The following is a 17941-nucleotide window of genomic DNA, read 5'->3' as shown; positions in this document are numbered from 1 at the left end:
TATATTTTTAAACAGAATATGCATATTAAAAGCAGAGAATTGACATGGGTAAAGAGTATCAACCTCAAGAAAACCTTGTTCCCATTGATGCGTCTAAACTTCATGAGCTTAGTGAAGATGATACGACGGAAATGATAGGAGCGCTTTTTCAATACTTTGAAAGCGCACCGTCCATCAGCCTCTTTCAGCAAGTTCATACCCTTATTAGTTTGATCTCGCAAAAAGACAATCTTTTCAGTAAAAAAGAAAGTTTGTCAAAAAATGAAAACAATTTGCAGAATGAATCAATAAAACTTGAAGCTGCCATAGCTGCTATAGAGCATGATGAAAACATAGCGATGTCAGAAAAAGAACTCAATTTACTGAAGAAAAAATTAATTGAGGTTTCTAATAAACTAAAAGCAATTCCTAAAACATCAGAAGAACTCGACAAAAGCGAGGCTCAATTATTAATTCAAATTAATTCTTTACAACACCAATTGAGACGAGACTACCCAGACCAAAAAGACCTAATCGATGAGATGATTAAACGGATTGCTGAACCAGGTCAATTGAATAAAGAAGCAATACGCAGTCAGATGAAAGCACAAAATTTGCCTTCTGTTCTAAACGATATACAACTCGCAGTGTACTATCAATTACTCCCTATCGCTGAATTATTTTTCTCATTCGAGAAAATAGGAAAGCCAGAAGAGCACGCATTCAAACTCGCGCTACAAAATAATACTCTAGATCAAGCAATGAAGTTTTTAGCAGATTCAGCAAAACACAACCAAAGCTCTGAGTATGTTTTGCATGACGCTTGTTTATTTAGCTTACCTCGTTTTGAGCATATAAACACTGAAGCATGGCTGCACATTGGGCAAAAGATGAGGAGAGATTTTTCTCATTACAAAGAACAATTCCTCAATAAATTATGGCCCCAAGCAGAAGAAATTCAAAAATGGCTGGATGAGCGTAAAAAGCCTAAAGGCCAACGTTTATCGCCTGAGGAACTGAAAGTAAAAATTAATGAGTTAAATAAAATACAAAGAGAATATAAAGAATTAGACAGACACCATGGCACCTTAAATGACCGTGATACAAAGAGATATGACATCCTTCAAGCTATGATTTACCAAAAACAATGTGAACTAAGTGAACTGGGTGCGGAGTTTTCAAAAGATATACAAATTGAACTATTAGAAGCAGTTAGGAAAAGACAATTCACTGAAGCAAAACCTGAATTCAAAATATTTTTAAAAAATGGATTAAATCAAAGCAATTTTAACAAATTTCTTGAATTAGATCGCACAGAAGCGGGAAAACACATTCCAGAAATAACCATTGCTGGCGCCAGTATCGATGAAAGCCTGGCAGGCTATTATCTCATGAAAGTCAATGTTCAAGATGATGAACAAGCAGCAAGAGCGGCTTGCTATGGTAAATTAACACATTGTTGCCAATCAATGTCGGGTGAAGCCGGTGAACCGTGCACAATTCATGGTTTAACAAGTCCTTATGGTGGGTTTTACATCGTTTGCAAAGGAGATCCTGATAACCCTAAACCAGATGATGAATTGGTCGCCCAGAGCTGGACCTGGTTGGGGAAATCAGGCTCACTGGTTTTGGACTCGATTGAAATAGCCAGTAAAAAAGATATTAATACGGTAATTAAATTTTATCGACAATTAGGCTATGAACTAGTCCATCAAAATCGTGTACCACGAGTACTTACTGGAGCAACTGCAGGACTTACACCCTATGTTAGTTTCGAACTGACTAAAGATTATCAGAATGAATATTTCATTGATTACAACGGATATTGTGATTCGTTTACTAAAAAAACTTTATGTGAACCAGATTGCCTATATTACTACTACAATCAGCTGAAAGGGGTTAACGAATCCATTGAAAAAAACATTGAAGAACAGATTGTACAGGCCCTAAAACCTAATCAACGTTATGACACTTTAATTGAAATGATACATTATGACTATACCTCAGAGTTACGAGAAAAACGGAAAAATGAATTAATAAAGACAAGGAAATCAAATGTCCCAGAGGATCAAAAGAATTCGCTTCTGAACTGTATCATAAAGACAGCAGAGAAATATGATGCAAGTCACTTAATAGCTGAAATCCAACAAGACCTCAACCAAATTCGTTCCGCGGATTTTCAAACTGAAGAAGCATATACTGCGCTAATAGAAAAAATTAAAACAGGTAAATTATCACCCAATACTTTGCTTGGTACTTATCCTTACATGACGAGACCAATTTTAATTGCTGCAAATCATAGCAAATTAGACGATGTGAAATTACTTTTATCTTTAGGGGCAAGCACTCGCTTTATCGATGAAGATTTTAATACCCCCCTTATCCTGGCAGTTAAAAATGGAAACAAAGATCTGGCTCGTTTCCTAATGGATAATGGATCTGCTATTAGTCATGAGAATAGACACCACATGAGTGCTTTGGTGTATGCGCTTAAAACCAAGCAATTAGATATTGCCGATGAATTAATTGAAAGAGGTGCTGTGGTAGATGGAACATGGGACACTGATGGTCTTACACCTATCATGCATTTAGCCAAGCTTGGTGAAGATGCTCGCGTGATGAAATTATTAAACTTAAAGGTATCAGTTGATGATCAAGATGGCAAAAATAAAACACCCTTAATGCATGCCATAGAAGGAAAAAACCTGTCGATAGTTCAGATGATTGCTTCAAGAACCAGCAAAAAGTATTTACAAAAAATTGATACCGATAGACGGAATGCGTTGATGTTGGCAGCAAGCCAAAACAATATAGAAATCTTTAATTATCTTATAACCAATCACACTAATGTTAAGGAACTGGATAGTAAATCGCGAGACATTCTTTTCAAGGCGTGCCAGATGCCAACTATTGAAGAAGTCTTTCAATATCTTCTCTCTCAAGGAAACACTGAATTAATTCGTAATGTTCAAGAACTTTTATTTTTGAACAACAATCAATTTAAGAAAATCATTGAAAACTCACACTCTTTAGATATTAAAGAATGGATTCATTTATTTGAGTCAGTAGACAAACAAACTATCGATAAACTCAGTTTGTTTCGTGGAAGAAGTTTAATGTTAGAGATGTACGATATACTTAGCAATCTGCCTAATGATAGGACAAGAACGAATTCTTTTGCAGAACTTTTTTCCTTAATGCAAAGAAAAGGATACCAAATAACCGATAATAACAAGAAAAAATATCATGTACTCAATAAAATCATCCATTCAAATAATCCTGAATTACTCAATCAATTTTTGAACGATACCAATCTTGATCTCAATCTGTCCGATGATAAATTAACATCACCGCTATTTGAAGTAGATATCAAAAGCGATGCATGGAAAGATCTTTTTGAAGTATTGATTCAACATAAGGCGGATATAAACAAGCCTACCAATGGGAAAACCCTATTATCAACAGTTTTTGCGGATAAAGAGATTGAGAAGGCCGATTTTTTATTGAAACATGGAGCCACAATACAACAAAATGAATTTAATTCAATAATGCTTAAGGATGGCAAGGGTAAAACAGCACTTCATTATGCGGCCTATAATCCTGAAATTCTAAAAGCCATCATCAACAGTATAAGTGACAAGCGCCTGTTAATAGATGCTTTGATGTCAAAAGATAATGAGGGTATGTCCGTATGCCACTATGCCGTAAAAAATCATGAATGTTTCCAAATGGTTATTGATTGTTTTCCTAATGAGGAAATGTTATTCAACGCTTTGATGGCTAAAGATGATAAAGGGCGCTCTGTACCCCATTTTGGCTTTACTGACTATGACAGTCTGAAAATAATAATGGAACAATTTCCTGACGATCAATGGCTGAAGTTTTTTATATCACCCGATACAAACTCTACTAATGTAGAAACGTTAATAAATCAGTTATTTTCTGTATATGTCTTTCATAATGACGCAATTGACCAAATTGCCCGTTATGTGCTTAACAAATTGTTTGAAATGAATCTATTAGATCCAATTAATGATTCAGCTCTATATTATGCTATTAGTACTGATTTTGCTCAATTTAGCAGACTTTCTTGGCAAATACAAATTAATCATTATAACCGCTATGAAACATTAAACCTTGTTGCTACTAACTTATATGATTTCAGCCCCGAAGAGCTTGATAAAGTGATGAATATGATGCAACAAGCCGAAAGAAATAACTGGACGGAAGTGCAACAAAGAGTACGCACTATCATCGATAAAACCCTAGGCTTAGCTGGTGTTGAATTATCTAAAACAGACATAAAACACAAGTTACCAATAAAAAAAGCCATCGAAAGGTTTAACCCCGTTAAAATTTCGATGACTGAAAGGGAATTAATGTTTATCTATGAATTTGTTAGCGATTCATTTGATATTCTAGCATCTGCAATCCCTACCTGGGATGAGGATGAAGTAACTTGGGTAGAACGTACATTAAAAGAAGATGAGGAACAAATAAGAAAAAATTTGAAGTCAATTGGTTTTAACCATGAATCTATACAAAAAATTACAGCTCAATTCTCTGAGGGACAAAGTCAAATCACCATTACGCTGGATGAACAAATGAAACAACAAGTGCTTTCTGCCAACTCATCAGAGCCTAAATCAACTACCCCTGGTAGTGAGCCAGTGAGCATTAAAAAACAACAATTACCTATGTTTTTTAAACCAGCTCAAGAGATCATAGATAACGAGGATAAAGAGAAAATCGAAAAAGGTGAACTCCCAGGATTGTGATGTTTACACTCAAATTACTCTTTATTACCCAAAATTCCTTGAGCCTCGAAACTCCTCAAGGGTCAGGCCTTGAAAGGTGAATGGATTGGTAACCATTTGATTGAACATTAAAAAAATTTAAGTCAGTTGTTTCTTATATTTGATGTGGTACTCTAAATTAGAAATACATCACTAGAACTAATATGAATTGCTTTCGTATTCTTGGCTTGTTGTTTTATCTTTTTTATATGATGGATATTTATGCAAATACCACCAAGCTAGCATCCTCTGCAGCAGATTCAAAGCCTTTCACACAGCAAGATCTCTCAAGTATCAGTTCAAATCCCGCCGCAGTGAATGTTGGGACAGGTTCTGGGTTCCTGCAGAAATACATCGAAAAAAAACTGGATATTCATGATAATCATGGTATTTCAGTACAAGGCGCCTGGATAGGAGACACTAACAGTCTATTCGGAGGTGGAATACCTTATGCAGAACATTCCACTTCAAACAGCGTAGGACTTTTGGATTTATCCATTGATATGGAGCGATTTAATGGGTGGAAAGGTGGGCTTTTTAGTGCTCAATTCCTACAAGAAAATGCACAAAATACGAATGGACAAGCTGGTGTGATACAAGGTTTTAATTCACTTCCAGACGTACCGCCTTATAATCGCTCAGAACTTTATGCACTATGGTACAGGCAATCTTTGTTTGATGAGAAACTGTTTATTCGTGTTGGTAAAACCATTACTACTTTAGATTTTAACAACGTAGTTAAACCGGTTCCATTAAACCAGGATGATCCAAATATTCCTGCTGTAACGAGTTTGATTTATACCCCTATTTTTATTAGTCCAGCAGTAGATGGCCTTATGCCTGGGTATACAAATACGGCTTATGGTATCACCACAACGTTTACACCAATTAAAAGGTGGTATGCGTCATATGGTATTTATGATGGAAATCTTGCTAGCGGGAAACAAACTGGGTTATCTGGCCCAACTTTTAATGGTAATTATTTTCAAGTGGGCGAAACTGGAAGTGCCTGGCGTTTGGGAACCGATCAAAAACCTGGAACCATTGGGCTAGGATTATGGCATCAAACGGGTCTTATCAGACAGGAACACTTGACGCAAAGAGGTTCCACGGGTGGCTATTTATTTGGTTCACAACGATTGTGGTACAGGCACCCAGGGCAAGATACAAGCGGAATTTCAGGATTTTACCAGTATGGAATTAATAACTCTAAAGTATTACCAATGAAACAATCGATAGGCACAGGTTTAACAGCATTTGGATTAATTGCCAATAGACTATCAGATTCAATCGGTGCAGGCGTTTCTTTAGCATGGCTGAATCAACGAATTACTAATCGAAAAAAGGAGTTAATGTTTCAGATTTATTACCAAGCCGTATTATTTAAATATATTTATCTGGAGCCTGCGCTTTCTTATATTCCTAACCCAGGGCAAAATAATCAGTTAAGTCCAGCTACAGCTGGAACCTTAAGAGCACTAGTTTTATTTTAGATTTTGGAGAATAAATATGAAGTTGTTTACTCAAAAACCAGTAAATCAAGAAGAAAAAGAAATACGAGTCCAATTTTTAAAAAATATTCATTCTCTATTGTCTCGCGATCTCTTAATGGGTAGTGAAGAGAAACAAAAGATATTATTTGGCGCATTGTTGTATACAGGTCTTACTAAAGAGGAAGTGCAAGAAACGCTCTCAAATCAATATAACTGATAAGGCTTAGAGAAGCATAAAGGGAGGCAGATCGTGCCTTTTGCTTAAATAAAATGAGTGAAAATTTGTGGTTCAGCTATTCATGAACTAACAGGATTATAAATTACTCTATGATTAAGAAGCAAAAGGTAAGATACGCCCCCGTATCCGTGGTTCTGGTTAAAAAAAATTATTTTTGTCTATAATAGTACTAATAATAAAACAAAATAATGGATTTTTGACCGATGAGGTATTTATGGAATGTTACTCTGTGATAATCAAGTCCTTCGTTCACGGTATTATATCTTCGTCCCTTTTATTTTTTTCATACATGCCTCTAACCTATGCTGGTGAAGCAAAGGAATATGGGAAATTTATCATCATTTATGAGAAACCGGAAAATAAGGCGCAAGAAGCCATAAAGGATTTATTAAATAATCCAAAGAATTTTGATAGTTTAATCAATTCATTGAATAAAGAGCTAAAACTACCACAGGACATTAAAATAATTTATCAGACGAAACGTGCCTCAGCATATTATCCAAGCGAGAAAACTATCTATATCGATTACAACACGATAATTGTCTCAGGGGCGACTTATTTTAAGGAGTACATTGAGGATGATGAAAACGATGTTAAATCATTTTCTGACGCTGAAAAAAGCGATCAGGACTTGATTAACGATCATATGGTTGGTTTAGCACGCTTTATTATTTATCATGAAATTGCTCATGCGATAATTGATGTTTTTGATTTACCTATAGTGGGTAATGATGAAACGGCGGCAGATAATTTAAGCGCAATTCTTTCCTTAGATTTAGTAAAAGATGGATTTTCAATCGCCTTAAATGCCGCAGATGCCTTTGTGTTGATGGAATATCAGTCTAAACAGGATAAAAATAATGAGGAAGAAGAGGAGCAAGATGCCTATTGGGATGAACATGCTTTAAATCTGCAGCGCTATTACAACATCCTTTGTTTAGCTTATGGTAAGTTCCCCAAAAAAATGATTGAAGAAGTGTCTACCTGGGAAGACAATAAACAAGAAATTACCTTTTTAATTGAACGAAAAGATTATTGCAAATATCAGTATTTATCAGAACAAAGAGCCTGGTATCGTTTACTCTCACCGTATTTAATCCAACAAGAAACCTCCAGTAATGAATCCACTGCTGATAAACCCGATGGTAATGCAAGTGATGAATCGTCAGACGAATCAGATGAAGAATCGGCTGATACATCTGAAGAAAACAGTGATGAAGAGTAGCCATCGTAGCCTGGTTGCAAGCAACCAGGCTAAAGTACACTGTTATACTTCAGCGTGAACCCTGGATGGCACGATCTGCCCCCGTATTACCAGGATAAGAAGGAGAGATCGGCTTCCATTTACAGTGTTTTTTATCTAAAAAATAATTCAAATATGATATAGTTTTATACATTTTCCAAAATTCTATAAGCTATGAAAGATATTCATATTGATTCTAAAAAGGTTGTTGAGCAAATTTCTTTTTCCCAAATCAAGCCTTCACCGCTGATGTCTTCGATTATCGCCAGTTCCCAAAGTGTTGCTGAACATGGAACCATCCCAGCACATGAGATGTTAATGTCTCATCGCCATGAAGAAATTGAAATAGCTCAGGGTATAGAGGAAATCACAGACTTAATCGTTAATAAGATCCATGATGCAAACGAACAGCTAGTGATTCAAATCTTTGTTTGGGAGCCTGACGCACCAATTATTGAAGCAATTAATCAAGCACTTCGTGACCGGGAAAAACCATTACACGTTTATATTTTGTTAGATGAATTAGGTCTGATCGCCAGAATGTTCTATCTGAAGCAAATTTTTGCGAATTATCGAAATACAGCAGAACATCTTGGATTACATGATTTGCCTGAACACATCACGGTACATTTAGGCAAGTATACTCATAGCTCTCCTGCAAGCAATCACGCAAAAACACTCTGCATTGATGATGATGTCATTATAACAAGCTCTAATTTTCAGAGCGCAAGTTATGGGGAACATGGTTTTCATGATGCGGCAGTATTTATTCCCAAAGCAGCACGACCTGCGCTTTTAGATTTTCTGGTGATGTGGAGATCAAGAACAGAAGGATATAAAGGAGATGAAGAGCCTAAAATATATGAACCTTCGCCGATTATTTCTGGTGCTTGCCCCATGCTATACATCACTAGCCAAATCAGGCGTAAACCGGCTACTTTAGGATTATTCCAAGCAGCCTTGCCACCAGACCCTATCAATAATGCTTATATGACTGCTATTAATCAAGCACAGAGTCATATTCAGATAATTATGCCCAATGTTAATTCTCCAGACATTTTGCGAGCATTACTCAATTTTATCAATAATAAAAATGGTAAAGTCGATCTATTAATGAGCTATAACTTTAATGACTTGCGCGAATTTTTCTATGGCGGAACTAATCAAGAAAGTGTAAATCAACTGTATGAAGGTGTTCATAAAGATAAAACCAAGAATCTCAATGTGCAATGGTTTAATCAATCAGAAAAATTAGATTATCCACTGAAAGATGTAATCCACATGAAACTGATGATTATTGATGGTCAAATTACTATTATTGGTTCCACCAATCTTGATCTTGCGGGTTTACATAATTGCCATGAAACAAATGTGGTGATCGACAGCAAGGATTTTGCACAACGTATGAGCAATACTCTATTTTTACCTAATATGGAACATTCGACTGAAGCCGAAGTGGATTTTGAACCTTTTAGAGTGTGTTAAACCTCTTCTATTAGTGGAGTCCTTAAATCATCAAGGAGTCAGATCGTGTCTTTTGCTTTTCACTACCAGAAAAATTAGGACAATATGCGACATCCTGGTTGCAAGCAACCAGGCTAAAATTGTCAACACACCCGAATATTAGAACAAACAATTATATATAATCTATAATTAAATAAATTCGACATTCAGAGATAATGATGCTCTTTAGAATTATTGTATTTAGTATTGGGTGCCTTTTTAATTTTAATACACAGGCTTATGCTGTTACAGAGGCCACGCCAGAAAAAGCCCCTGAATACTCTCGCGAGCTGTTGAATCTGGTACTGAATGTTGTAAAAAATTGCTATAAGGGTCCAACCAAGACCGATGGTATTCAACTGGTGAAATGTGTAGCCGATGTATTCAATCAGGACGTTCCAAATCCACTACACTATAAACTACGCATTACAGGCGATTGCCCAGGTGAGTCGGATTTAATTATCTATAACCCCGCTGGTGATATGATTACTTGCTATCTTGAATTTGGCCAGAGTATGCAGGTAAATCGTTGTATCAGTTATAAAGTCCCTCCACTATCAAATGGGCAAGAAATGTCAATATTGCCTCCCAAGGTTCTTATTAAATAAGCCGATCTTGACTCATGACATGAGGGCCAGAGTAAGGCCTTGAATTGTTAATTTTTAATCAACTGACGTAGCCCTGATCTGGATTTAGCAGCTATAGGGATCGGCCCCGAATTTCCAGAAGCCGATGATTTATTATAAACTCCAGCACACTGTGCCTATGAAATTGCTAAAATGCCAAAACTCCTCATGCCTGAGATTTGCATGTTTGAGTACGACACCATGATACTTTGCATGACATTTTTAGTGATATACTATTGAAAATTATTAATTTAAAATCAATAAGTTATTTAAAGGGATCAGCACTTATAAACCGTAGATCACGGGTTCAAGTCCTTATGGGATAACCCATAAAATTGAGTAATTACACTGTGTTACAAAATACTCAAAACTCACTTCTGGACGCAATGCAGATAAATTAAAAGGCTTTATTAAGGTTGTAAGGAATTACCCATGTCGAATGAAAAAAATACCAGGATAATCCGCAGCAACACCCAGGAATCAGCTGCCATGTTGACAAATACTCAGAAAGCGATGGCAATCACTGCCAAGCTAAATTGCTTAACATTTAATGATCCCCATAAAATTCGTGCGTTGTTTAGTGAACTCATAGGTAAACAAGTAGACGATAATTTTTTACTGATACCCCCCTTTTATACCGCTGGTGGCAATGAAATTCACATCGGAAGAAATGTCTTCATAAATCAGAACTGTACGTTCTATGATCTTGGTGGGCTCCACATAGCAGATGATGTGATGATTGGACCCAACGTGAGCATCATCACGGCTAGCCATGCTCTTGAACCATCTCAACGCCGGACAACCACAATCGGAAAGCCCATCGTGATTGAGAAAAACGTCTGGATAGCCACAGGTGCAATTATTGTTGGTGGTGTCACTGTAGGTGAAAACTCGGTTGTCGCTGCTGGTTCTGTAGTTACCAAAAATGTTCCCCCCAATACCCTTGTCGGTGGAAATCCAGCTCAAGTCATTCGTTCTATTGGCGATGAGTAAAAAAACGTTCAAACACTGGAACAGCGTGTAGCGAATAATAAGGTCAAAAATTGATTTAATGAATTCGCTACGCTCATGAATTCCCGGATTACATCCGGGCTACATTAGATAGCCCGAACTTAATATTGTGGCCTTGATGCAACAACGTGTAAGCCAGGATATATTTAAATTAAATTAACTTGTATAAACTAATGATACACCAACATAGTTGCCATGGCTTTTAATGTCATATAGTCCATTATATTGACTATTTAGAGTAGAAAGTGTCGGGTAATAGGTGTAATTATAGTCCAAAGCTGCTGAGAGATGTGATATAAGCGCATAAGCTAAGCCAGCGCCAAATCGACCACCAACTTGATCACGTGCATGATAATATGGATTTACGGTATTTGTTGCATCACGATTTAAAGTGGTATCTCTAAAAGCAAGACCAGCTCGGCCATAAACTAATAAACTTGGATTAAATCGATAACCCGGAAGTAAATCCAAGCCTAAATAGTCCTGACTTAAAAAATTAACGTCAAAGCGCTGGGTTGTAAAAGTAACGCCTGGATAATTATAGCTAACCACACGATGCGGGAAATAGGTATTGGCTTCAACACCTAAATATAAATTATTCATAAATGTGTGGCCTGCACCTATAAATAGATTGCCTTGAGCATGATCATGAGTAGACGTAACTGTCGAATTTCGACGAGAAATGGTATTAGTTACCGATAATTTATCACTATTAAAAGTTGCGCCAACCCCAACCCCAACATACAGGTTTTCTTTAGGACTAATAACTGTAGATATTGGTCCCATTGTTCCAGAAAAAACTGAAGTCGATGCCATTAAACTCAATAAACATATGTTTTTTTTCATTAATTATCCCTTTGAAAAATCTATTTAATCCGATAAAAAACCCTTTAAATTCAGCATATTAATCAGTTCCACAAGAAGCTAATTGCTGTTTCGAGGGTTATGATATTGCATAAGATACTGCAGAGCAATATTGTTAATTGGACCATCGATATAATTCCAGGAGTGGAAGAGGATTAGAAAGAAGCACACTCATTACGGATTACAATAATAGCAATAAGCAGGATCTGCTTTTAACACATCATCTCTTCGTCTTTTATACTCCTGATGTTCGCAATTAATACACCCCCACACCTCTTCTTCATAAAGTGAAGTTGGAGAACCACAAAAAGAACAAGGAAGTGTGCCACGAGTTGATTTAAATCCAAACCCAGGACAAGAACATCGAACACAAAGGCTTGCAATCCTTAACGCTAATTTATCGGCTAACTCGCCTATCACTTCCATTCGGGTGGGATTCATCATAGCCCGCATATCGGTTGTTAAAACAAGCTCCTTTTCGAATTTAAAGCCAACTGTTAAATAATCAGTTAAGGCATCAAAATCGTTAATACCTTTAGCAACAACATGGTTATCCGATCGTGCTTGTAGAGTCAGAGCATGCGATGGAAATTGAATTTGCTTAAGAAAAGCATCAATATCTGTATTCTTGTTAACCGTTATCATCGCATAATTTGTTTTTTGACTTACGAGTTGCTCTGCAATAATCCAATCATGTTCTCTATCAATAAACACCATCAACTCATGATCGCTTGGTACAAAAGGAAAAGCGGGATGAGGCCCAAAACTTCCCTCAGAGGCTACAGCAAGCCTGTAATCATAACGTTGTGCAGCTGTTTTAGCCTTTAAGAGGCACGTTTCATAGGGGCTCAGAGTCCGTGCAATCTCTCCCGTAAACGTCCCAAACTGATCGGTATCAAAATCGTGCACATTCAAAGTGCACGATAATCTGGTCATAAAAGGTGCCGCGATTGCTTGCTCCTTTTCATGCTTGGATGCTAATAGAACATTCTGATTTTTATAGTACATAATTAAGTATTCATAATGTGAAAATAATCAAGCCTTGCAACCGAAACATCGGAAACAAACATCACCCCAGACTCGTTCTGAAACAAGGTTTTCATACCTAAAGCCAGGGTTACGATCACTTCTTCAGGTGCAACTGCGATAAATAAGACTAATGAGGATTTGTCATTAAACATCATTTTTCCTTCATGAAAACCATGATGACCTTTTCCAGAAACATTTCTTATCAGTGTAAATCCGGTAACAGATGCTTCTTCCATCATAGAAGTAATCAGATGTTCATGTTCTCCTGCAACAATAATCTCAATTTTTTTCATTGGATGTAGGTTAATCCCAATATCTTTTCGTTCTTGAACTTTAATCACACTCATCTTTTTTTCCTCGCTATTATTCTACAAAATTCCACTCACCAGATTGGTTGAGTTGATAAACACCTTGACACTTCGGGTCGATAACGACCAAGTGCACCCATTGGTTAAAAAATAAGGTTTTTAGGATGGCGTGTTGTTCAATCACCCGAGAAACCATCTCTTTTGGGGCATAAACAAGTGTCAATAAACGCTGTGGCTCATGATAGGCTTCCTTATCAGAGCTCATGACCGATTGCAGAGGAAGACCATGCATGAGATCACTTCCATTGCCCTGCATCACGCCAATGGTTCCAACCACGTTGTGGGTAATCTTGCTTCCACTTCCAAAGGCAACATTATCCAATGTAGAAAATAAATATTGGGTATTTATCCATTCAGCCACTACCATGGGTGCGGTCAGGATAGTCTCGAGCAATGCTCCGTCAGTATCCTGTTCAAAACGATAGGAATGTAAGAAACATCGACCATCAAGAGAGATATTTTTTGTCAGATGGCGGGGGCCCACAATAAAGGCAGCATTTCGTGCTAATCCCCATTCAGGTCGTGTCTCAGACCAGTCCAAACTTCTTCTAGTGATGTCTTGATGAGGAGTGCTACGATCTAATTTCACTCCGCGTTCTTGATTGGTTATAAGTTTTGCTTCTTTTAAATCGTCGTGAAGTTGACTAAGAAGTTCAGGATAAATGGGTTTTGCTGTGTCTTCCGTATAAAGGGTGACTGAATCCGTAGTTGTATTATGGAGTGCTCCGTAAAATACTGTATCCAAAGGAATGTGCATGCCACAGTCTTCCAGTCCTCGTCGAACCTCACGTTTATTGAGAATGGATGCCAATAGGCGAGCATTTATACCGCCATGATTCCCACCGCAGGCGCCGCAATCCAGAGCTGAAGCATAAGGATTGTTTTCGGTAGTACTTCCATGACCACAGAGAATAATGAGTTTTGCAAAACCTGAAGTTAGCCCCATGAGGCGCAATACTGTTTCAGCATAACGAATCTGCTCTTGCAAGGACAAACCTTGTTCCGCATCCGTTTCACTTAATTCATAAGCCACTTTGGTCGGAATATTAGGTTTCAGCCAACCGGTGATGGCTGATACTGAACGATGACTTAATTCGGGTGATAATGATTTGAAAATCATATTCAAACCACACCAAAGCCCTAAAGACTCCACTAAGGCAAAAGGTGTAGACACATTGTACTTGAGTTGCGTATAAAGGTTTTTACAACGATTAATGAATGACTTACCTCGCTGATAACGCTCAAAATCGTCATTATTAGCAGCAGCCGGCATTTCTTTAATCGCATATTTCGGTTTTAATAAGACCGGACAACACTCTTTATTTTTATTGGTATCAAATTCATCGATACGCACAGGAAGTCCAAAAAATCCGGCAAAACCAAGAGTTTCATAAGCGCCTAAAGACTCTATAGCGCGGCGAAATGGCTCAGAACGAACATCAATACAAAAAACCAACTGAGCACTTCTGCGCGGAAGATGTTCTTCTCCTTTCTTTACTTCTGGCACAAGCAGACTTAATAGTTTATGCCGATAGGAATCTTCATTACTTTCTAATTTCGCCAGCACTTTTTTAACCAAAGAACCATCGCCCATGCTTTTTTTCTCTTTCGCCGCATCAGGCCAAAGGATGCACGTTAACACCAGGCGTACGGCAAGAAAATCGGTGAGAGTGACGTGCATTTCTTCTGATTTGTTTGAATTCTGCCAATCCGTTTTCCATTTCACAAACCCTGCCCACCCCGGTAAATAGCGAAGTGTTTGCGACAGAAAGGCTTCTTCCTGCCCTCGAGGAACATGAAGTATGTGCATACACATTTTAAGTGCCTCTTCTGCCGATTCAGGTAATTGCTGCAGAAAGTCTTTTGCTTGTTTTTTATTGTGGTGCAATTGCTTATCAAAATAAGCTAGTTTTAAGAATCCTAAATAAAAACCTTTCTCACGATGGGGCATATCAATACTGCCTTGTCCTGCATCAAAAAAGCCGCCACACCATTTAATCATTTGCAGATTAACTTCTTCGAGTTGCAGGTTACGCTCGGCTCTTTGGCGCCTAAATGCACCTTGAGCCAAAGCCTCTTCAAATGATTGTGCTTCAAACCCTTGTAATGGATTGCAAGCAATAAAAGTCTCAAGCGGCCAGACTGGCGCGATACATTTGGCGGCATTGTGCACCAAAGCCTGTATTTCAAGGTCTTTATTTTTTGCCGGATAATAGATCATTCCTGTTTTTTTAACTGCCTTATTTTCTCTATCTTGTTTCGATAATATTTTTGCAGTAGTCATAAATACCCCTTCATACGTTTAGTAGTTGTAATCGTTTCGTAAAGCAGTAACCGTTTTTCTGGAAGGCTGGCTTGCGTTAAACAAATTCATGTAAAGCCAACAGCCTGGTTTTGATTGACCGATTCTTTGATGTATTCCAAGATTAAATACTGCCCAGAAGGCACCAAATAAAATCATTACGGTCCAATGGATTAACGACAATTGGGGTGCCTGTAGTATGGATATACTCGGAATCAACCACTGAATAAGTTGAATGCTTGCGCCATACATCAGACCAGAAAATAAAGTGAGTACTAGCCCTGATACCAAACTAAAAGCGCCTTGGTGACTGCGAACCCAAGTGAGCATGAGTTGCGATCCACCAATGAAAGCAAAGAACAAGACAAAGGCACTGGCCTCATACAATGAAATCATCTTATTAGTGACAAAAGCAAAGGAAGTCATCGCGACCATGCCACCAGCAAGAGCAATAATGAGCACCATTGGGGAGGTTTGCGAAACATTAATCACTGATTTTTTTTGTTTCACCGCGGAGCCTGAACTTAAAAAAAGATAGGCTTTGAATAACCCATGCCAACAAAGATGAGCGATGGCCGCAGCAAATAAACCTACACCACATTGCATCATCATAAAACCCATTTGCGCCATGGTGGAGCACGCTAACATTTTTTTTACATCATGCTGCATCAATTTCCAAACAGTACCCAGTAAGGCGGATATGGAACCGACTAGAAACAATACAGTGAGCAAACCAGGATAAAGCATCATCAGTGGTGCAAATTTAACGAGGAGAATTCCTCCGCCGTTAACAAGACCTGCGTGCATTAAAGCAGAGACTGGGGTTGGGGAATTCAACGAACTGATAAGCCAACGATGAAAAGGAACTATTCCAGACTGAGTTAATGCCGCGACCAAGATAAGACTCAGGGATAGAGAAAGTAATGACCATTGCATTGGATTGGATAGCTGAGTCAGTGCCTCAATAGAATTCGTCGAGTAACCTAGACTTAAAAGAATAAAGGCAGCCAGTAAGCAGGCACTACCTGATGCAAGCGTATAAAAGGCTAAAAGCCCAGCGTTTTTGGAAGCTATCCATTCTTTCTTATGCACCATCAAAAGTACTAGAAATACATTAGAAAGCGACCAAGCGCTCCAGAATAAAAATAAATTATCAGCGAGAACCATGAGCAGCGTTGCTAATGTCACTGCCGATAAAAGAAGAAAAAAGCGTCTGTAGAGTCTATCCCCATGCATGTACCTTAATGAAAATCGATGCACGACAAAACTGACCAAAAGCACTAAACTGCATAATAAAAGGGTCAGCGTATTGAGACTGATTAATAAATACACTGTAGGATTTTGTGATAAGGATATATAAGAAAGTAGCCCTACCCCCATCAAAAACCCCATTCCGATACAATAACCCGCAATGCGCGCTGCAATGATTGGTCGAGTGATTAAAGTGCAGTTGACGACAAGCGCTATGATCGGGCAGGCTAACATCATTAATAAAAAAAGTAGAACTAGAGTATTCACATCATTCCCCATTAGAAATTGTTTTGCTACAATGAAAATATATTAGATATACTGATATAAGTGAAATTAAAAATAATTATGTTTTCTATTAGGGATTCTAATGTCACTAGATACAGTAACCTTACAATGCTTTTTAGCGGTGGCGGATACGCAAAGCTTCACTAAAGCTGCCGCACGCGTGGGCCGAACTCAATCAGCAATAAGCCAGCAAATTGCTAAACTTGAAAATTTAATTGAAAAACAGTTAATTACCCGTGGGCGTGAACTGTCCTTAACCCCAGATGGGGAGCTTTTCTTAAGTTACGCCAAACGAATTTATGAGCTGCATCGTGAATCCCTAGATCGATTTAAAACGCCGGAACTTCAGGGCGAACTTCGTTTTGGATTGCCAGAGGACTTTGCCTCTATGATGCTTTCCGAGGTCTTGGTTGAGTTTTCAAGACTTCACCCCAGAATCATGCTCAATGTAGAGTGTGATTTAACCTTGAATTTAATTGAACGATTTCATCAAGACGAATTTGATTTAATCCTGATAAAAACCACTGAACAAAAACAAATAACTGAAGGTGTCAATGTTTGGAATGAACCCGTGGAATGGGTGGGGAAAAAGGATTTACTTCCCATTCTTAATGAAAAAACAACCATTCCACTGATTCTTTCACCTACTCCCTGTGTCTATCGCGGCAACGTCATTGAGTCACTCAATCATCATCACTTAAAATGGCGCTTGGCATTTAGTAGCCCAAGTTACGCGGGTAAAATGGCAGCAGTTCGAGCCGGCTTGGGAATTACAGCCATACAACGCAGTATGATTCCTAATTATCTGGATAAACTGGATGATTATTTCTTACCTTCTTTAAAAGACATCCATGTGTCATTAATTAAAAAAGAAGTGGCGAATAAAGCAATTGATTCTCTGGAATTTTTTATCATGGATAAATTAAAACAATAAGAAATGGATTCGAGGACTC

13 protein-coding genes are annotated in these 17941 nt (G+C 37.9%); 8 read left to right on the top strand and 5 right to left on the bottom strand.

From position 1 onward, the window contains the following. Window positions 1-44 precede the first annotated feature (44 nt). From Lqua_RS12165 to Lqua_RS12135, 7 genes are all read left to right on the top strand, one after another. Window positions 45-4757, top strand: a complete 4713-nt coding sequence (locus Lqua_RS12165; RefSeq protein WP_058474559.1) for an ankyrin repeat domain-containing protein — start codon at window positions 45-47, stop codon at window positions 4755-4757. Between the two features lie 182 nt (window positions 4758-4939). Beyond that, on the top strand, window positions 4940-6268 hold the full coding sequence (locus Lqua_RS12160) for a carbohydrate porin (RefSeq protein WP_058474558.1): 1329 nt from the start codon (window positions 4940-4942) through the stop codon (window positions 6266-6268). A gap of 16 nt (window positions 6269-6284) precedes the next feature. Continuing rightward, complete coding sequence (locus Lqua_RS12155) at window positions 6285-6485, top strand: hypothetical protein (protein ID WP_058474557.1); 201 nt, start codon at window positions 6285-6287, stop codon at window positions 6483-6485. A gap of 235 nt (window positions 6486-6720) precedes the next feature. Continuing rightward, a complete protein-coding gene (locus tag Lqua_RS12150; RefSeq protein WP_083501327.1) occupies window positions 6721-7731 on the top strand; it encodes a DUF4344 domain-containing metallopeptidase in 1011 nt (336 codons plus the stop codon). A 192-nt stretch (window positions 7732-7923) separates the two neighbouring features. After that, on the top strand, window positions 7924-9234 hold the full coding sequence (locus Lqua_RS12145) for a phospholipase D-like domain-containing protein (RefSeq protein ID WP_058474555.1): 1311 nt from the start codon (window positions 7924-7926) through the stop codon (window positions 9232-9234). A 194-nt stretch (window positions 9235-9428) separates the two neighbouring features. Beyond that, window positions 9429-9860: a hypothetical protein gene (locus tag Lqua_RS12140; RefSeq protein ID WP_133141032.1), complete on the top strand. Its 432-nt coding sequence runs from the start codon at window positions 9429-9431 to the stop codon at window positions 9858-9860. Window positions 9861-10310: 450 nt separating this feature from the next. Further along, complete coding sequence (locus Lqua_RS12135) at window positions 10311-10871, top strand: sugar O-acetyltransferase (protein ID WP_058474553.1); 561 nt, start codon at window positions 10311-10313, stop codon at window positions 10869-10871. Window positions 10872-11045: 174 nt separating this feature from the next. Here Lqua_RS12135 and Lqua_RS12130 read toward each other — a convergent pair whose 3' ends face one another. The 5 genes from Lqua_RS12130 to Lqua_RS12110 all read right to left on the bottom strand — a co-directional run bounded on the left by Lqua_RS12130 (window position 11046) and on the right by Lqua_RS12110 (window position 16970). Continuing rightward, on the bottom strand, window positions 11046-11735 hold the full coding sequence (locus tag Lqua_RS12130; RefSeq protein ID WP_058474552.1) for an outer membrane protein: 690 nt from the start codon (window positions 11733-11735) through the stop codon (window positions 11046-11048). Window positions 11736-11927: 192 nt separating this feature from the next. Next, a complete protein-coding gene (locus Lqua_RS12125; protein ID WP_058474551.1) occupies window positions 11928-12761 on the bottom strand; it encodes a DUF6671 family protein in 834 nt (277 codons plus the stop codon). A 2-nt stretch (window positions 12762-12763) separates the two neighbouring features. After that, window positions 12764-13129: a P-II family nitrogen regulator gene (locus Lqua_RS12120; protein WP_058474550.1), complete on the bottom strand. Its 366-nt coding sequence runs from the start codon at window positions 13127-13129 to the stop codon at window positions 12764-12766. Between the two features lie 16 nt (window positions 13130-13145). Next, a complete protein-coding gene (locus Lqua_RS12115; RefSeq protein WP_058474549.1) occupies window positions 13146-15434 on the bottom strand; it encodes a DUF2309 domain-containing protein in 2289 nt (762 codons plus the stop codon). Window positions 15435-15452: 18 nt separating this feature from the next. Next, window positions 15453-16970: a proton-conducting transporter transmembrane domain-containing protein gene (locus tag Lqua_RS12110; protein ID WP_058474548.1), complete on the bottom strand. Its 1518-nt coding sequence runs from the start codon at window positions 16968-16970 to the stop codon at window positions 15453-15455. A gap of 100 nt (window positions 16971-17070) precedes the next feature. On the opposite strand from Lqua_RS12110, the gene Lqua_RS12105 reads away from it, so the two are divergent. Next, window positions 17071-17922 carry a LysR substrate-binding domain-containing protein gene (locus tag Lqua_RS12105; RefSeq protein ID WP_058474547.1) on the top strand — a complete coding sequence of 284 codons (852 nt, stop codon included), beginning with the start codon at window positions 17071-17073 and terminating at the stop codon, window positions 17920-17922. The last annotated feature ends 19 nt before the right edge of the window (window positions 17923-17941 follow it).

It is taken from the genome of Legionella quateirensis (genome assembly GCF_001467955.1).
Lineage (GTDB): Bacteria > Pseudomonadota > Gammaproteobacteria > Legionellales > Legionellaceae > Legionella > Legionella quateirensis.
The sequence above is the reverse complement of the archived record's forward strand: the minus strand, read 5'-3'. Positions and strand labels throughout refer to the sequence as shown.